This window comes from Serratia sp. BNK-10, from assembly GCF_047456065.1.
In the GTDB taxonomy this organism is placed as follows: domain Bacteria; phylum Pseudomonadota; class Gammaproteobacteria; order Enterobacterales; family Enterobacteriaceae; genus Serratia; species Serratia ureilytica.
This window is the reverse complement of record NZ_CP179894.1, coordinates 3,145,631-3,161,718: the sequence shown is the minus strand read 5'-3', so window position 1 is coordinate 3,161,718 and position 16,088 is coordinate 3,145,631. Positions and strand designations below refer to the sequence as shown.

General features: G+C 58.9%; 15 protein-coding genes. 7 read left to right on the top strand and 8 right to left on the bottom strand.

Translation table 11 applies throughout. From position 1 onward, the window contains the following. Positions 1 to 14: 14 nt before the first annotated feature. From ACMGG9_RS15270 to ACMGG9_RS15245, 6 genes are all read right to left on the bottom strand, one after another. The gene (locus tag ACMGG9_RS15270; RefSeq protein ID WP_162997205.1) at positions 15 to 914 is read right to left on the bottom strand and encodes a VOC family protein; all 900 of its coding nucleotides are present in this window, start codon (positions 912 to 914) and stop codon (positions 15 to 17) included. Between the two features lie 479 nt (positions 915 to 1,393). Then, on the bottom strand, positions 1,394 to 1,753 hold the full coding sequence (locus tag ACMGG9_RS15265) for a DUF805 domain-containing protein (protein WP_046896410.1): 360 nt from the start codon (positions 1,751 to 1,753) through the stop codon (positions 1,394 to 1,396). Then, entirely contained in the window at positions 1,746 to 2,195 is a 450-nt protein-coding gene (locus ACMGG9_RS15260) for a hypothetical protein (RefSeq protein WP_089192004.1), read from the bottom strand. Before ACMGG9_RS15260 ends, ACMGG9_RS15265 begins: the two co-directional genes overlap by 8 nt. Next, on the bottom strand, positions 2,192 to 2,773 hold the full coding sequence (locus tag ACMGG9_RS15255) for a hypothetical protein (RefSeq protein WP_147838511.1): 582 nt from the start codon (positions 2,771 to 2,773) through the stop codon (positions 2,192 to 2,194). The genes ACMGG9_RS15260 and ACMGG9_RS15255 overlap by 4 nt, the downstream gene beginning before the upstream one ends. A 188-nt stretch (positions 2,774 to 2,961) precedes the next feature. Next, positions 2,962 to 5,157: a catalase/peroxidase HPI gene (katG, locus tag ACMGG9_RS15250; RefSeq protein ID WP_414161534.1), complete on the bottom strand. Its 2,196-nt coding sequence runs from the start codon at positions 5,155 to 5,157 to the stop codon at positions 2,962 to 2,964. A gap of 259 nt (positions 5,158 to 5,416) precedes the next feature. After that, on the bottom strand, positions 5,417 to 6,820 hold the full coding sequence (locus ACMGG9_RS15245; protein ID WP_414161533.1) for a coniferyl aldehyde dehydrogenase: 1,404 nt from the start codon (positions 6,818 to 6,820) through the stop codon (positions 5,417 to 5,419). 220 nt (positions 6,821 to 7,040) lie between these two features. On the opposite strand from ACMGG9_RS15245, the gene ACMGG9_RS15240 reads away from it, so the two are divergent. Both ACMGG9_RS15240 and ACMGG9_RS15235 read left to right on the top strand, forming a co-directional pair. After that, positions 7,041 to 7,871 carry an alpha/beta fold hydrolase gene (locus ACMGG9_RS15240; RefSeq protein WP_033643735.1) on the top strand — a complete coding sequence of 277 codons (831 nt, stop codon included), beginning with the start codon at positions 7,041 to 7,043 and terminating at the stop codon, positions 7,869 to 7,871. A gap of 67 nt (positions 7,872 to 7,938) precedes the next feature. Continuing rightward, positions 7,939 to 8,883, top strand: a complete 945-nt coding sequence (locus ACMGG9_RS15235) for an NAD-dependent epimerase/dehydratase family protein (protein ID WP_176589069.1) — start codon at positions 7,939 to 7,941, stop codon at positions 8,881 to 8,883. Positions 8,884 to 9,027: 144 nt separating this feature from the next. Here the strand turns inward: ACMGG9_RS15235 and ACMGG9_RS15230 are convergent, their stop codons facing one another. Together ACMGG9_RS15230 and amiA are read right to left on the bottom strand one after the other, a co-directional pair. Continuing rightward, the gene (locus ACMGG9_RS15230; protein WP_414161532.1) at positions 9,028 to 10,080 is read right to left on the bottom strand and encodes a porin; all 1,053 of its coding nucleotides are present in this window, start codon (positions 10,078 to 10,080) and stop codon (positions 9,028 to 9,030) included. 54 nt (positions 10,081 to 10,134) lie between these two features. Continuing rightward, positions 10,135 to 10,977: an N-acetylmuramoyl-L-alanine amidase AmiA gene (amiA, locus tag ACMGG9_RS15225; RefSeq protein WP_033643732.1), complete on the bottom strand. Its 843-nt coding sequence runs from the start codon at positions 10,975 to 10,977 to the stop codon at positions 10,135 to 10,137. 339 nt (positions 10,978 to 11,316) lie between these two features. Here amiA and ACMGG9_RS15220 point away from each other — a divergent pair, with 339 nt between their 5' ends. Genes ACMGG9_RS15220 through ACMGG9_RS15200 form a run of 5 tightly spaced genes read left to right on the top strand, consistent with a single transcriptional unit; the run spans position 11,317 to position 16,034 of the window. After that, entirely contained in the window at positions 11,317 to 12,687 is a 1,371-nt protein-coding gene (locus ACMGG9_RS15220; RefSeq protein ID WP_260048743.1) for an MFS transporter, read from the top strand. Positions 12,688 to 12,705: 18 nt separating this feature from the next. Further along, a complete protein-coding gene (locus tag ACMGG9_RS15215; protein ID WP_047574509.1) occupies positions 12,706 to 13,104 on the top strand; it encodes a hypothetical protein in 399 nt (132 codons plus the stop codon). A 46-nt stretch (positions 13,105 to 13,150) separates the two neighbouring features. Further along, positions 13,151 to 14,227, top strand: coding sequence for an ABC transporter substrate-binding protein (locus ACMGG9_RS15210; RefSeq protein ID WP_223524790.1), 1,077 nt, complete (start codon positions 13,151 to 13,153; stop codon positions 14,225 to 14,227). Positions 14,228 to 14,269: 42 nt separating this feature from the next. Beyond that, positions 14,270 to 15,280 carry a FecCD family ABC transporter permease gene (locus ACMGG9_RS15205; RefSeq protein ID WP_033643730.1) on the top strand — a complete coding sequence of 337 codons (1,011 nt, stop codon included), beginning with the start codon at positions 14,270 to 14,272 and terminating at the stop codon, positions 15,278 to 15,280. After that, on the top strand, positions 15,267 to 16,034 hold the full coding sequence (locus ACMGG9_RS15200) for an ABC transporter ATP-binding protein (RefSeq protein ID WP_033651856.1): 768 nt from the start codon (positions 15,267 to 15,269) through the stop codon (positions 16,032 to 16,034). The genes ACMGG9_RS15205 and ACMGG9_RS15200 overlap by 14 nt, the downstream gene beginning before the upstream one ends. The last annotated feature ends 54 nt before the right edge of the window (positions 16,035 to 16,088 follow it).

Genomic DNA, 16,088 nt, shown 5'->3' with positions numbered 1-16,088 from the left:
AGCGCGCCTTGGGTTTATTTGGCCGTCTGGTGAATTTCGGCGATATAGCCGCCGGGGAAACTCACCAGCGCCGAGGCGCGGCGTTCCGCCGCCGTCGAATGCCACAGCACCTGCGCGCCGCTGGCCGTCGCTTTGGCCAGCGTGGCCGACAGATCGTCGACGCCATAGCCGGTGCGCTCATGGCCGAACGGATAAGGCAGATGTCCGTCGGTGACGAAAATGCGCGTTTTGCCGAAGCGGGAGTCCAGTTCGATCTGGCGGATCTTGCCGTTGCCGTTACGGCCGATCGCCGCATCGCTGACTTGCGCGTCGCTCGCCACCTTGGCGTGCGAGAATGCCCGATAGCTGTTCAGGAAGTCGTCGACGCGATAGGCGGAGAGGTACAGGCGGTTTTCCGGCACGCTCAGCAGCGGCTTGTAGTTGGGCGCTTTGGTGTGCCAATAAAGCTGCATGTTGACGCCGCCGGGCCACTGGATCACCGCGTCGCGGCCAATCGGATCGTCGAAGGGTTCGACCTGCACATCGGCGCCGGCGGCCTTGGCTTGCCGAATGGCGGCGTCCATATCCCTGACCAGAAAACCGTTGCGCTCAGCGCCAAACGGATGCGGGATCGGCGTTTTGAAATCGAACACCGAGAAGCTGCCGGCCGGCGTCAGTATCAGCTGGGAGTAGGTTTCGCTGGGCGTGGGCGTGACGTTGACCAGCACGCGTTCGGTGCTGGTGCCGCCGAAGGTTTTCAGGATGCTGTCGACAAAGGCATCCATCTTGCCGCGTTCGACGTAGACATGGGTGGTGTCATACTGCGGCCCTACGGCGACAGACGCCGTATCGGCCGCCCATGACATCGCCGGGAGCAGCAGCGCAAGGGCCGATATCCTCAGCCGACGAGAAGAAATGCCGATAATATGTTGCATGTTGACCTCCAGGTAGCGGTTATTTTCCTGAGTGAAGCGTAATTTCCCATGAGCTTTCCCGTCGGCTGAAAAATAAAAACCAAAAGCGCAATGCGCGCCGTGAAACATTAACGAAGGGCGAACGTCAGGCGCCCAGGCGAATATCGCGCAGGTGCATAACATCTATTTTTATGGCGTAAAACGATGGGGCGCCTTTGCCGGCCAAACCCGCTGCCGCTAAGGGACGGCGATGATGAGACCCGCCTCGCCGCGTGTTGAGGTGTATCGAGGATAATCCATAACGGTCATCTCCTTGATGGGATATATCGCATTAACGATGTGAGTTTACGCTCTTCATTGCCCTCTAAATATAAATACAGCATTAAAAGAATTGCCGCCCATCAAATTTTTATATGACTTGTTGAGTAAATACGAATAAGCGGGAAAAGAGAATATCGCGGCGCCTGACAGGGCTCGCCGAAGCAGGCCGTTGAGGGGGCTTACGCCAGGTTTGGGCGATCGTCGTAAGGGTTGTTGAGGTTCTTTGCGGGAAGGAACAGCGCGAAGATCAGCATCACATAGGGTGTGAAGCAGAACCAGGTCAGGCACCAACCACCGGAGTAACCCGCATCGTGCAAACGGCGCACATTGGCCGCTAGCATAGGCAGCAAAAACGCTGCAAGCGCGAAAATGGAAATCTCATTCATCTTGCTGGCGATAACAGCGAGATAAAGCAGAAACCAAACGTGCTGGCACAAAAGCAGCATTGAATAAGGCCCACGGCTTTCGCGACCTGAGTAGGTGAAGGTCTTTTTGTAACAGTTGAGTAGACTATTCAGGATTCTCGGTTGTTTAGACATTGCGTGCTGATTGTCCTGACTTGTTGACGAGCCATAGCGACGAACAGGTTAAAACCAGAGAAATAAGCGCTGGGCCAGCAAGGTTAAACTGTTCAACAGCAATTGCATCCATCGGGATTTTGTTGAGAGGTTCTAGGAACTTGCTCTTAAGTATCAAGATGACGAGAAGGTAGACGAAGTGGATACCCACCCAAGTGCTATAGATAACGGCATATCGTCTAACGGATTTTGATTTTTTTGTCAGTACGATCTGCGTCAGGATGATGACACCGCACAAAATGAAAATCCCGGCGGCCTTAAACTGGGTAACGACCGTTGCTGCAACGTCAGAAACAAACAATGTTTTCCCGGCAAAGTAGAGCTTTGCCATTGGGAGGTGCAGAAAATAACCAATAAAACCATAAATGACTATCAGACTAATGAACAGCATCGTTTTCTTCATTTTTTTAGCTCCTTGGCGCTGCTCAAGGATAACATCAAATTTTTCATTTCTAGTTCAGTACGAATCATTATCAGATTCTTGGTCGTCTTGTTGTATTTTGCCATTGCAGTAGGGGCTGATTGTCCACCGTTGCTCATAATGAATGAGACGTCTTTCCTGCCATAGAGCTTCATCTCTGGGATAGGATCTTGGCCATAAATGTAAGGTGTGGGTACGTTAATCTTATAGGATTTTCCTAAAAATTCGGGGAGGGGTGCTTTTGCTCCATCCAGAGGTGTTATTCTTGTTTCAAATCCGGCGAACTCCAGTGAATAGAGCGTGCTGCCCCCTTGTTTGTCTCTACTGACCAAGTCGTTGCCCATCAGTATCTTAAATTTTTCCCAAATGCCGAGCTGTGTATAGTCGATCTTTCGCCCCTCCCAAAAAACCTCTTGTTCCTTACGCAATTGGTAGACGTAGCGCTGGATTTGTACAGCAGAAGGAGAGAAGTGTCCTATGGACGGGAGTCCATTTTTGCTGAAAATTTGTTCTTTAATGATAAATATTCCTGTTTCTCCGTAAACATTAACATCGTCCATGATTACTCCTATTTTATTGATTTTTAATATTTTTAAATTGTCTTTGTATACATTTAATCGCCTAACCTATCATGGGGTTATAAATTTTATCAATCAGTTAGTCATTTTTATGTGTTGTGTCGTCGGTTTTTACCCTCAAATAAAAAAGCCCGCCGACTTACCGTGGCGGGCTTTGTGCTGTCGCTAAGTTACGCCAGATCGAAACGATCGAGGTTCATCACTTTGTTCCAGGCGGCGACGAAGTCGTGGGCGAACTTCTCTTGCCCGTCGGCGCTGCCGTAGACTTCGGCCAGCGCGCGCAGCTGCGCGTGCGAACCGAACACCAGATCGACGCGGGTGCCGGTCCATTTAACCGCGCCGCTGCGGCGATCGCGGCCTTCGAACAGGCCGTCTTCACCGACCGGGTGCCAGGTGGTGCCCATGTCGAGCAGGTTGACGAAGAAGTCGTTGGTCAGCGCCTGCGGGCGATGGGTGAACACGCCGTGCTGCGTGCCGCCGACGTTGGCGCCGAGCACGCGCAGCCCGCCGACCAGCACCGTCATTTCCGGCGCGGTCAGGGTCAACAGCTGCGCCTTGTCGACCAGCAGCGTTTCGGCCGGCACGCGGTATTTGCCCTTCAGGAAGTTGCGGAAACCGTCGGCGAGCGGCTCCATCGCCTCGAAGGAGTCCACGTCGGTCTGTTCCTGCGAAGCGTCCATGCGGCCCGGGGCGAACGGCACCGTCAGGGTGAAACCGGCGTTCTTCGCCGCCTGTTCCACGCCCGCCGCGCCGGCCAGCACGATCAGATCCGCCAGCGAGACGCGTTTGCCGCCGGTCTGCGCATCGTTGAAGGCGCGTTGGATGCTCTCCAGCTTGGCCAGCGTCGCGGCGAGCTGCGCAGGTTGGTTGACCGCCCAGTCCTTTTGCGGCGCGAGGCGAATGCGCGCGCCGTTGGCGCCGCCGCGCTTGTCTGAGCCGCGGAAGCTGGAAGCGGAAGCCCAGGCGGTGGAGACCAGCGCCGACACCGACAGGCCGGAAGCCAGCACGGCGTTTCTCAGCGCGGCGATGTCCTGCTCATCGATCAGCGGATGATCGACCGCCGGGATCGGATCCTGCCAAATCAACGCTTCCTGCGGCACTTCCGGGCCGAGGTAGCGCGCGCGCGGCCCCATGTCGCGGTGGGTCAGCTTGAACCAGGCGCGGGCGAAGGCGTCGGCCAGCTCCTCCGGGTGCTCATAGAAGCGGCGCGAAATCTTCTCGTAGGCCGGATCGAAGCGCAGCGACAGGTCGGTGGTCAGCATGGTTGGGCGGCGTTTTTTGTTGGGATCGAAGGCGTCGGGAATGGTTTCACCGATGTCTTTCGCCACCCACTGGTGCGCGCCGGCCGGGCTTTGGCTCAGCTCCCATTCGTATTCGAACAGGTGGCGGAAGAAGTCGTGGTTCCACTGGGTCGGGGTGGTGGTCCAGGTGACTTCCAGGCCGCTGGTGATGGCGTCTTTGCCGACGCCGGTGCCGAAGGTGCTGTGCCAGCCGAGGCCCTGCGCTTCCAGTCCGGCGGCTTCCGGATCGGCGCCGACGTGAGACGCCGGGCCGGCGCCGTGGGTCTTGCCGAAGGTGTGGCCGCCGGCGATCAGCGCCACGGTTTCTTCGTCGTTCATCGCCATGCGGGCGAAGGTTTCACGGATGTCGCGCGCGGCGGCCACCGGATCGGGATTGCCGTCCGGGCCTTCCGGGTTGACGTAAATCAGGCCCATCTGCACCGCCGCCAGCGGGTTTTCCAGATCGCGGTCGCCCGAGTAGCGGCTGTTCGGCCCGCCGCTCAGTTCCAGCCAGATCTTCTCAGAGCCCCAGTAGACGTCGTCCGGCTCCCAGGTGTCGGCGCGGCCGCCGGCGTAGCCGAAGGTTTTGAAGCCCATCGATTCCAGCGCCACGTTGCCGGTCAGGATAATCAGGTCGGCCCAGGAGATGTTGCGGCCGTATTTCTGCTTGATAGGCCACAGCAAACGGCGCGCCTTGTCGAGGCTGACGTTGTCCGGCCAGCTGTTGAGCGGGGCGAAGCGCTGCTGGCCTTCGCCTGCGCCGCCGCGGCCGTCGCCGATGCGGTAGGTGCCGGCGCTGTGCCAGGCCATGCGGATGAACAGGCCGCCGTAGTGGCCGAAGTCCGCCGGCCACCATTCCTGCGAGTCGGTCATCAGGGCGTGCAGATCCTGTTTGACCGCCGCCAGATCGAGGCTGTTGAAGGCATCGGCGTAGTTGAAGTCTTTATCCATCGGATCGGACAGGGGGGAGTGCTGGTGCAGTGGTTTCAGGCTGAGCTGATTAGGCCACCAATCCTGATTGGTGGGGCCGTTCTGCGGTGCGGGCTGCTTGCCGCCCGAAAACGGGCATTTGCTTTCAGTTGTCATAATGCGCTCTCTGCTTCCGTAAAGATGCTCCAGCCGCCGGGCGTGGAGCGGTTAACAAGGCATGCGGGTAAGGCTTGCGTCGGGTGTTGCGCTAAATAACTGAACTCAATAGATTTACGTCACCCTCGCCGCCAACGGGCAAAGGGGGACATAGGGCTAAGCTTAGTCAGCGGCGGCGGAGAGATAAAATAGGAATGAGTGAATATTGTGATAGCTTGCGGCGATTTATGGGTGTGCTATTGATAGTCAACACGCCGCGTTATCGGCGCCGCAACATGACCGCGAGCACCGCGTCCGCCAGCTTGCCGAACGGCGCGCGCAGCAGGTCGGTAAAGCGCCAGCGGCTCTGGATGAAAACGCCTTTGGCGTGGCTCAGCGCCCGAAATCCTTCGATGCCGTGACAGGCTCCCATGCCGCTGGGGCCGATGCCGCCGAACGGCAGGTCGTCCTGGGCGAAGTGCAGCAGGGTGGCGTTGATGCTGACGTTGCCGGAGGCGGTGCGCGCCAGCAGCCGGTCCCGATCCTCGCCCGGCGGGCCGAAGTAGTAGAGCGCGAGCGGGCGGGGCGCGGCGTTGATAACGTCGATCGTTTCATCAAAGGCGGCGTAGGTGCGCACCGGCAGCAGCGGCCCGAAGATCTCTTCTTGCATGATCGCGCTGTCATCGGGGGCGCCGACGATAAGCGTAGGGGCCAGCGTGTTCGGCCGTTCAGACGCCGAGTCCGGGCGGTGGCCGACCGGATGGAGTTGCGCGCCGCGCGCCTGTGCGTCGGCAAGCAGCGCTTGCAAGCGGTGGTAGTGCCTGTCGTTGATGATGGCGCCGTAGTCGTCGCCGGTTGGCCCGTCGGGATAAAAGCTTTTAACCGCCGCGTCATAGAGCGCCATGAAGCTTGCCAGATCGTCCTGATGAACCAGCAGGTAATCGGGCGCGATACAGGTTTGGCCCGCGTTCGACAGCTTGCCGAACGCCACGCTCTTGACGTTTCTGGCGTTAACCGCGCCGCGCGCCATGACGGCGGGGCTTTTGCCGCCCAGTTCGAGCGTTAACGGCACCAGATGTTTGCCGGCCGCCTGCATGACCTGACGGCCGATCGCCGTGCTGCCGGTGAACACCAGATGGTCGAACGCCAGCTCGCTGAATCTGGCCCCGATGTCCGGCCCGCCGGTCACGACGGCGACCTCATCGGCGGGAAACAGCGCCGCCAGCAACGTTTCGATGAGGCGGCTGGTATGCGGCGTGAGCTCCGAAGGTTTCAGCATCACACGGTTGCCGGCGGCCAGGGCGGTGGCCAGCGGGATGAAGGTCAACGAAAACGGGTAGTTCCACGGCGCCATGATGCCAATCACGCCCTTGGGCTGATATTGCACATAGGCGCGTGCGGCCTGATACGGCAGGGCGACGTGGCGGCGCTCCGGCTTCATGAAGTGTTTCAGGTTGCGCAGCAGGTAATCGATCGCCTGAACGGTGACCAGAATCTCCAGAATGTCGGTTTCGTAAGGCGAACGGTGGCCGAAGTCCGCGCTGACGGCCGCCGCCAGCGCGGCGCGCTGGGCCAGAATGGCGCTCCGCAAGCGGCGCAGGGCGGCCTTGCGCTGTTGCATCGTCGGCGCGCCGTCGCGCAGGAAGGCGTGGCGCTGGGCGGCAAGCCGCGGCTCCATCGTCATGAGGATGTCATCTCCCTGCACTTGAATTCTCCTGATGCCGAGTGAAAGCGGGAATGCGGTTTGCCGAATGGGGTTTGACCTTAAAGTGAACTTTAAACCTATACTCGTTAAACGATCAACGCAAGATCGTCGGCCAACCGGGATGAGGGAGCCAGAGATCCCGGCGCCGTGCGCAGTATAAACCTTCTTTTTTAACCAGAGTGTAAATGGGAGAAACGACATGGGTTATGTAACGACCAGCGATGGCGTCGAGATTTTCTACAAGGATTGGGGCCCAAAAAACGGCAAGGTTATCTACTTCCACCACGGCTGGCCGCTGTCCAGCGATGACTGGGATGCCCAGATGCTGTTCTTCGTGAACAAAGGGTTCCGCGTGGTTGCGCACGATCGCCGCGGCCACGGCCGCTCCAGCCAGGTGTGGGAAGGGCACGACATGGATCACTACGCCGATGATGTCGCCGCGGTGGTAAAACACCTCGGCGTACAGGGCGCCATGCACGTGGGCCACTCGACCGGCGGCGGTGAGGTGGTGCGCTACATCGTGCGCCACGGCGAGGACAAGGTGTCCAAAGCGGTGCTGATCAGCGCAGTGCCGCCGCTGATGGTGAAAACGGACAGTAACCCGCAGGGCACCCCAAAATCGGTATTCGATGATTTCCAGGCGCAGCTGGCCGCCAACCGGGCGCAATTCTATTACGACGTGCCCGCCGGCCCGTTCTACGGCTATAACCGTCCGGGCGCCAAACCGTCGGAGGCCATTATCTGGAACTGGTGGCGGCAGGGCATGATGGGCGGCGCCAAGGCGCACTATGACGGCATCGTCGCCTTCTCGCAGACCGATTTCACCGAAGATCTCAAGAAGATTGCCATTCCGGTGCTGGTGATCCACGGCGACGACGACCAGGTGGTGCCTTATCAGGACTCCGGCGCGCTGTCGGCCAAACTGGTGCAAAACGGCACGCTCCATACCTATAAGGGCGCGCCGCACGGCATACCGACCACCCATGCCGATCAGGTCAACGCCGATCTGCTGGCGTTCGTGAACAGTTAAGCGCGAACAAGCACTTTTGCTCCGCCCTGAGTGGGCGGAGTTTTTTTCATTGCGATGAGGAACGCCAATGCAAACGATCCTGGGCGCCAGTGGCCAGATCGCCCAAGAGCTGGCGCGTGAACTGAAGCGCGCGTACACCGATGATTTAAGATTGGTCAGCCGCAACCCGAGGAAGGTCAACGACAGCGATACGCTGGTCGCGGCCGACCTGCTCGATGCACAGCAGACCCTGGCGGCGGTGAAGGGCAGCGACGTGGTGTATTTCGCCGCCGGCCTGCCGCCGGATTCGGCGCTGTGGGAGCGGCAATTTCCGACCATGCTGCAGAATGCGTTGGACGCCAGCCGTACCGCGGGCGTGCCCTTTGTTTATTTCGACAATACCTATATGTATCCGCAGAACGGCGAGCCGCAGACGGAATCGACGCCGTTCGCGCCTCGGGGGCGCAAGGGACGGGTGCGCGCCCTGATGACCGAGAAGGTGCTCGACGAGATGGAGCGCAAGCAGATCCCCGTGCTGATCGGCCGTGCGCCCGAGTTTTATGGGCCGGGAAAAACGCAGAGCTTCACCAATGCGCTGATCGTCGACAGGCTGAAAGCGGGGGAAAAACCGCGCGTGCCGGTTCGCGACGACAGGCTGCGCACGCTGATCTGGACGCCCGACGCCAGCCGTGGGTTAGCCCGGCTCGGTAATACGCCCGACGCGTTCGGCCAGACGTGGCATCTCCCGTGCTGCGACGAGCGGCTCACCTATGCGCAGTTCGCCGCGTTGGCCTGCGAGGTGTTTGGGAAGGACATTTCATATTCCGTTATCGGCAAATGGGCGTTGATCGCCGCGGGGTTGGTTTCGTCCGGGGCGCGTGAGATGCGCGAGCTGCTGCCGCGCTACGAGCACGATAACCTGTTCGACTCGACCAAGTTCAAACAGCGTTTTCCCGACTTCGCCGTCACGACGTATCACGCCGGGCTGGAAACGATTTGGCGGGAGTGGAAAAACGCGCAAGCGCCGCGCTGAGGCGTCCGTCACGCCATGAGCAGGCGCATTCGGCACTTTGTCATCACTCTGCCCTCATGATCCTCTCGCACCGTCTCGATCGGCGCGAGCGAGCCTCGCCCTTCACCGGGCGGGGCTTTTTATTTTATTGGCTGCGGCAGCGCGTCACCAGTGATAGCTGATGCCCATATCGAGTTTGTCTGACGCATCGACGCCGGGGGCGTGCCGAGAAAGGTTATTGAATTCATAGTTAATAAACACCTGCATGTTGCTATTGAGCAACCAGGTCACGCCCAACTCCTCGTAGTTCAATAAGTCGGTGTTGCGGCCTGCCCGGGCCTGTATCAAACGGGTATAGCCGATGTTGGGTTGGATGTGGTCCGTCAGCCGGTATTTGGCGAGCGCTTCATAACTGGACGCCGAGCCGCGGTTAGCGGTTTGTTGCGGGCTGATGGCGTTGTCGCTTTGGGTGAACACGGCCGCGAGATAGATTTTTTTCGACGCATAGAGAACCCCCTCGGCCAGCGTATCGACGCGCCGACGATAGCCGGCGGCGCGTTGCTGCCGCTGCGTGGTTTGAGACGCCGAAGCGGCGGCGATGAGGCTGAGCGTCGGCGTCAGCGCATAGCGGAAGGAGGCGCCGAACCCGTTGCCGTTTTGTTTGCCCAGCGCCTGTCGATCGTCGCCGTCTTTGAACTGATACTGCAGCGCGAGGGCGGCGTGCCGCTGAAACAGGCTGAAAGGTTTGCGGTAAGTGAGCAGGTTGTGCGCCCGGCCGCGCATAAAGTTGTCGATGTAGTTGTAGGCCATTTCTCTGAACAGCGGGGAGCGATCGGTCAGGGCGGTCACATCATAGAGCACGCCCCAGTTGCGGCCGATATCGAGGCTGCCCAGGGCGGCGTTCTGCACGCCGAGGTAGGCGAGCCGGGTGCTGTTTCGGGTGGCGTCGGCGAAGCTGACGGTATATTCCCAATGGGCGTAGGCCCGCCAGCGCGGCGCGATCTTTTTTTTGCCGATCAGGCCGAAATAGAGATAGCTGCGGTCGCCGTCGTCGCGTTCGCTTTGGCCGCTGTAGCGTCTGGCGATAATCGTGCCGTAGAAATTCAGGCTGCTGTGTTGCGATACCGTCAGCGGCACGGCGAAGGCGCTGCGCGGCAACAGGGCCAGCAGCGGGAGCCACAGGCTCGCCGAAAAAGCGCGAGGATTGCATTTTATCATGATGACACCGTCCCTGTGCGCGGCAAGCCGGCCGGCTTGCCGTCCTGGTGAAGCTTAAGCGTGCGTGACGTGTTTAAAGTAGCTGACGATCCCCTGCGTGATGGCGGTGGCGATTTTATTTCGGAATGCAGGGGTGCCCAGCAGCCTTTCTTCCTCGGGGTTGGTGATGAACGAGGTTTCCACCAATACCGAAGGAATGTACGGGGATTTCAACACCACGAAGGCCGCCTGTTCGGTATTTTTGGCATGTAAATGATGGATGGGCGCAATATGTTGGATCAGGTGCGAGCCTAGCGTCAGGCTTTCTTTGATGGTTTCCGTTTGTTCCAAATCAAACAGTATCTTCTGCAAATAGCGATCTTTCTTGATGACGTGGGGGCCGGCGAGATCGTCCGCCGCGTTTTCACTGTTCGATAAGTATTTCGCCATCGCGCTGCTGGCGCCCTTAGTGGAAAGCGCAAAGACCGAAGCGCCGCAGGCGCTGGGGCAGGTAAAGCCGTCGGCATGAATCGACATGAAAAGATCCGCGCCATGCCGGTGCGCGATCTCCACCCGATCGTACAGCGGAATAAAAACGTCGCTGTCGCGCGTCAGGCGGGCATCGATGCCGTGTCGATCGAGCTGCGCCCGCACGTTTCTGGCGATCGCCAGAACGACATGTTTTTCCAGCGAACCGGTGTGGCCAATGGCGCCGGAGTCGATGCCGCCATGGCCGGGATCCAACATGACCAGGAATCGTTTTCGCGCACCCTGAGGGCCCGCCTGTTTTTTGGGGCGTGGCAAGCCGTGGGCGCTAGCCAGCGGAGAAACGGCGCTATTGAGCGCCAGAGCCGCCAGCCCGGCCAGCATCATTCTGCGGCGGGACAAGCGCGTGTTCAAAAGGTCCTTCTTAGCCATAAGGTTAACCCGCATAAAGGGAAGGTTGTTGTGTTATAACATAACAAATCATGCTGACATCATCGTCGTCTGTTAGCGCCTGTTACTTTTAATGTCATTCTATAAATCAACCGGTTTTTTATACTGAATATGGTTATTTGATTGGGTATTTATATTGTGATTTATTTGTATTTGATTTGTTAATTCTTATTTTGAAACACTATGCAATCCAATATTTCAAATGAGATTTATTACCATCCAATAATGATATGTTATAACGTAATTACAAAAATTGATAAAAACGGCGTCTTTGCCGCCGGCATGCCGGCATAAAGACACCCACGTTTTTGGAGCGTTAACATGACTTTTAAACACCAGGAAAAAGAGACGCTAAATCTATTCGCGGTTCTCGCCGTCTCGTTAAGCACGGTCATCGCCATGCTCGACAGCACCATCGCTAACGTAGCGCTGCCGGTGATCGCGAAAGATTTCGCCGTTTCCGAATCGGCCTCCATCATGATTATCAATGCCTACCAGTTTGCCGTCGTCGCGTCGTTGATGCCCTTTGCGGCGCTGGGCAGAGCGGTGGGCAATAAAAAAATCTTTATGGCCGGGGTGGTGCTGTTTGCTTTCTCCTCGTTGGGCTGCGCGCTTTCCGACACGCTGGCGATGCTGACGGCGTTCCGAGTGATACAGGGCTTCGGCGCCGCGGCGGTGCTCAGCGTCAATGCGGCGCTGATTAAGGAGATCTACCCGGCAAGGCTGCTGGGGCGCGGCCTGGGGATTAACGTGATGGTGGTGTCGGTTTCCGCCGCCGCCGGGCCGTCCATCGCCTCGGCGATACTTTCTCAAACGAGCTGGAACTGGCTGTTCACCATCAATGTTCCCATCGCCTGCCTGTCGCTGCTGCTGAGCGTGATATTTCTGGGCTCCCGCGAGCGGCGCAGCGTTGGCTTCGACAGCGGGGGCGCCCTGTTGGTGTTTGTGCTGTTTATCGCTTTCTCGCTCAGCACGATGAGCATGACCACCCGCCATCTGCTGGCGGCGGCGCTGAGCTTTGCGGTATTCGCCGGACTGGCCGGGTGGCTGTACATCAATCAGAAAAGAAAGGCCAACGCCGCGCTGATCCCGGTCGCGATGCTGCATAACCCGACGCTGTCATTGTCTTTGCTGATGTCGATGCTGTCTTACAGCACCCAGCTTTTGGCTTTTGTATCGCTGCCTTTTTATTTCCACAATGTCCTGCAAAGAAACGTGGTGGAAATCGGTCTGCTGCTGACCGCCTGGCCGCTGGCCACCATGGTGTCGTCGTTGATTTCCGGCGATTTGACCAAGAAATACGATCCCAATCTTGTCGCCCTGTCAGGCCTCGCCTGCTTGTTGGCCGGCATGCTGCTGATGGCCAACCTGCCGGCCGATCCGTCGAATGGGGCGATCGTATGGCGTGTGGCGCTGTGCGGCATCGGTTTCGGCCTGTTTCAATCACCGAACAACCTGCTGATCATGACCTCGGTCTCTCATGAAAACAGCAGCATCGCCAGCGGTCTGTTGGGCAGTTCCCGGTTGATTGGGCAAATCGTCGGTTCGGCGTTAGTGGCGATTTTCTTCAATATGCGCGGCGCGCAAGCGACGACTATCAGCTTAATGGCGGGGGCGGCGTTCTCGTTTCTCTCTCTGGCCGTGAGCTATATGCGCTTCAAGTCCGCCGTTACGTTAAAAACCAGCAAATAAGCACGTTCGAGGTTTCCCATGCGATTCACCCACCTGGTGCCGCTCATTATCGGGATGGCGGCGTTTTCCCTCAGCGGCTGCTCGACCTACCACGACGTGGCGCTGCAACAAAAAGAGGCGGGGCTCAATAGCCCGTATTATCTGTTGCAGCCGCCGGTCTATGTCGGCGATCGGCTGAAATACGGCCTGAAGGACGGCAGCGGCGGCGAGCTGACGGTTGCGAAGGTTGAACCGAAAGACATCGTTGCCGACAGCGGAAAAATCATTCCCCTGTCGCAACTCTCTTTCCTGCAGCGAAAAGACATTTCCGAAGGAAAAACCGCCGCGTTGGTCGGCGGCGGCGCGGTCGCCACCGCGGCGATCGTTTTCGTTGCCGGGATCACCATCATGGCCGCCGGCATCGCCGCCTCGGCCTGACACCGCTCATCGACGCGCGCCATTGCGCGTGCGCGCAGGAGGCCTCATGGCCGTAAAACTGACATTCATCGCCACCGCCTTGCTGGCGATAGCCGCTTTGCCGATGCTGCCTTGCGCCGGCGCCAGCCAGCCGGAAGCGGCCGCGCTGCCGCAGAGCGCGGCGGCGCAAACGCTGCCCGGCAGCTATCCGCGGATCGTTATCACCGGCAACTGCCCCTTCGGCGTGATCCTGGCCAACGAGGCGGCCTATCGGCACGTCGTCGGCGTCGGCCCCTGGGCATTCATGCATGCCGATATGCATGTGTTGAAAGACATGAAGCCTGACATCGGCAGGATCACGTCCGATTTCATCAATAAGGACTATCGGGTCAACATGGAGTCGTTAATGAATCTGCGGCCCGACATCATTTATTACTACGGCAAAAGCCAGGACGATCGGCTGGAAAGGGCGGGCGTGATGACGGTCGATCTGGACGCCGGCGGGAAGACCAAATACCAGCCGATGGTCACCCAGGTGTATTGGGAAAATACCTTCGCCGACACCCTCGGCCTGCCGCGCACGCATAAATTCAAAGACGCCTGGGAAAGGACCCTGAAGCAGATCCGCCCCTATGCCGCAGCCATCCGCGCGCAGCACGTCAGGGCGTTATATCTGGAAGAAAGCGACGGCAGGCAGTTGAAGGTGAGCGGCCCGCACACCTACGGCGACACCTATCTGAAAATGGCCGGCATGGATAACGTCGCCGGGGATTTGCCGGTGAAGGGCGATGCCGGCAGGTACATCAACGTGTCGATGGAGCAGATCATGGCCTGGGATCCGGATGTGATTTTCGTGGTGTTCGGCAGCGCAAAAGCGCTGCTGCACGGGGGGATCCCCGGCCAGGCGTGGGAGACGCTCAGGGCGGTGAAAAACGGCAAGGTTTTCTCGACGCCGGTGGGCATTCACAACTGGGGGGGCCTGTCGGCGGAAACGTCACTGTTGCCGCTGTTCATGATCAACCGATACGCGCCCGAAGACATTAGCGACAAGACGCTGCGGCAGGAGACGCGTCGTTATTATCAGACGATGTTCTCCTACGCGATCCCGGACCGGTTGCTGGATGAGGTGCTGGCGCAACGCTAGCGCCACGGTTGAATAGCGTTAATCCATTGGAGGAGCTTGGGGATGCCGGGCAGAGGAAAATATGCGGCGATCATGGCGGGATTGTTCATTTCGCTGTGTGCAGTCGCCTTCGCATCGCTGTTTGCCGGCCGCTACGCCTTGTCGGCCCATGATGTGGCGCAGATTTTATGGCAGGGGAACATGCCGGGGGAAAACCAGGCCCGCTATTCGGTGATTTTTAACCTGCGCGCGCCGCGGGTAGTGGCGGTGATGCTGGTGGGCGGCGGGTTGGCGGTCGCCGGCGCGACCTTTCAGGCGGTGCTGAAAAACGCATTGGCCAGCCCGGACGTGCTTGGCACGTCTTCCGCCTCCGCCTTTGGCGCTGCGCTGGGCATTCTATTGAGTTTGCCTTTTGCCCTGAGTTCGCTGCTGTCGTTTCTTTTCGGCGTGGTGAGCCTGTTGCTGGTGCTCGGCATCTGCCGCCTCAAACGCCGGCAGGATGCGCTCACCACGCTTTTGTCCGGCATGATTATCGCGTCGCTGTTTATCGCGTTTGTCTCGGTCATAAAATATGTCGCCGATCCGCAGGATACCTTGCCGGCGATCGTCTTCTGGCTGATGGGCAGCTTCGCTTCGGTAGCGAAAGCGCAAGTTTATTGGCTGATCCCGCTGTTTGCGGCGTGTTACCTGACTATCTACCGGCTCAGGTGGAATATGAACATTCTCTCTCTTGGGGACGACGAGGCGCGCATCGCCGGTCTGAATCCGCCCCGGCTGAAGATCCTGTTGCTGATCGCCGCCTCTCTGCTGGTTTCCGCCTCGGTGAGCTTGGCCGGCGTGGTGGGGTGGGTCGGCTTGGTGATCCCGCATTTGGTGCGAAGCGTGTTGGGGTATAACCACGGTCGCCTGATCCCGGCTTCGGCGCTGAGCGGGGCGCTGTTTTTGCTGGTGATCGACAATATCGCCAGAGGCGCCACCTACGCTGAAATCCCGATCGGCATCCTGACCGCGCTGATCGGCGCGCCGCTTTTCGCCCTCCTTTTTATTATGAGCAGCAAACATGATCACCGTTAGCCAGTTGACCCTGGGGTTCAAAGGGTGTGAGCCCATTCTCGACAACGTCAGTTTTCATCTGAAACGCGGTGAGATCCTCAGCGTGCTCGGGCCGAACGGCGCCGGTAAAACCACGCTGCTGAGACATGTCGCGGGCCTGTGCCGGCCCCTGTCAGGCGTGTGCCAGATCGGCCATATCGACAATCGGCCCGCCCGACTGGCCTATGTGCCGCAGGCGAAAACGCCGCATTTCGCGTATGGCGTGCTCGATTTTGTCACTTTCGGCTGCGCTCGCCAGGCGGGGTGGTTCGCCGGGCCGCGACGGCAAGATTTCGCCAAGGCGCAGGCGGTGTTGCACGCGCTGGAGATCGCGCCGCTGGCGCAGAAAAACATCAATCAGATCAGCGGCGGGGAACTGCAGATGTGTTATTTCGCCAAGGCGCTGGCGGCGGATCCCGACGTCATGATCCTCGACGAACCGGAGTCGAACCTGGATTTTTACAATCAGGCTAAAATGATCGAGATGCTCTGGCGCCTCGCCAAAGAGCGGCAGATGACGATCGTGCTGAATACGCATTTTCTGCATTACGCCGATCGCATCTCCGACAAGTGCCTGCTGATGAATAAGCGACAGTGCATGTTTGGCGATAAAAACGCCTTGCTGCAAGAGGATATCCTGGAGCGCTACTTCCAGGTGCCGGTGAGAAAGTGCCGGTACGAATATGCCGGCGTCAGCGAAGAAACGTTCATTGTCGCGCTACGGCACCCCGCTTGAGCGCCGCCAGTGCGAGGGCGATTGAGGGATATCCCGCATTGCGGCCCCGCCGGC

What these genes read in the sequence shown, in the direction of transcription:
- ACMGG9_RS15215 (WP_047574509.1), top strand. Translation starts at nt 12,706, where the DNA reads ATGCGATTCACCCACCTGGTGCCGCTCATTATCGGGATGGCGGCGTTT.
- ACMGG9_RS15200 (WP_033651856.1), top strand. Translation starts at nt 15,267, where the DNA reads ATGATCACCGTTAGCCAGTTGACCCTGGGGTTCAAAGGGTGTGAGCCC.
- ACMGG9_RS15245 (WP_414161533.1), bottom strand. Translation starts at nt 6,820, where the DNA reads ATGACGATGGAGCCGCGGCTTGCCGCCCAGCGCCACGCCTTCCTGCGC.
- ACMGG9_RS15235 (WP_176589069.1), top strand. Translation starts at nt 7,939, where the DNA reads ATGCAAACGATCCTGGGCGCCAGTGGCCAGATCGCCCAAGAGCTGGCG.
- amiA (WP_033643732.1), bottom strand. Translation starts at nt 10,977, where the DNA reads ATGGCTAAGAAGGACCTTTTGAACACGCGCTTGTCCCGCCGCAGAATG.
- ACMGG9_RS15255 (WP_147838511.1), bottom strand. Translation starts at nt 2,773, where the DNA reads ATGGACGATGTTAATGTTTACGGAGAAACAGGAATATTTATCATTAAA.
- ACMGG9_RS15240 (WP_033643735.1), top strand. Translation starts at nt 7,041, where the DNA reads ATGGGTTATGTAACGACCAGCGATGGCGTCGAGATTTTCTACAAGGAT.
- ACMGG9_RS15265 (WP_046896410.1), bottom strand. Translation starts at nt 1,753, where the DNA reads ATGTCTAAACAACCGAGAATCCTGAATAGTCTACTCAACTGTTACAAA.
- ACMGG9_RS15210 (WP_223524790.1), top strand. Translation starts at nt 13,151, where the DNA reads ATGGCCGTAAAACTGACATTCATCGCCACCGCCTTGCTGGCGATAGCC.
- katG (WP_414161534.1), bottom strand. Translation starts at nt 5,157, where the DNA reads ATGACAACTGAAAGCAAATGCCCGTTTTCGGGCGGCAAGCAGCCCGCA.
- ACMGG9_RS15205 (WP_033643730.1), top strand. Translation starts at nt 14,270, where the DNA reads ATGCCGGGCAGAGGAAAATATGCGGCGATCATGGCGGGATTGTTCATT.
- ACMGG9_RS15270 (WP_162997205.1), bottom strand. Translation starts at nt 914, where the DNA reads ATGCAACATATTATCGGCATTTCTTCTCGTCGGCTGAGGATATCGGCC.
- ACMGG9_RS15220 (WP_260048743.1), top strand. Translation starts at nt 11,317, where the DNA reads ATGACTTTTAAACACCAGGAAAAAGAGACGCTAAATCTATTCGCGGTT.
- ACMGG9_RS15230 (WP_414161532.1), bottom strand. Translation starts at nt 10,080, where the DNA reads ATGATAAAATGCAATCCTCGCGCTTTTTCGGCGAGCCTGTGGCTCCCG.
- ACMGG9_RS15260 (WP_089192004.1), bottom strand. Translation starts at nt 2,195, where the DNA reads ATGAAGAAAACGATGCTGTTCATTAGTCTGATAGTCATTTATGGTTTT.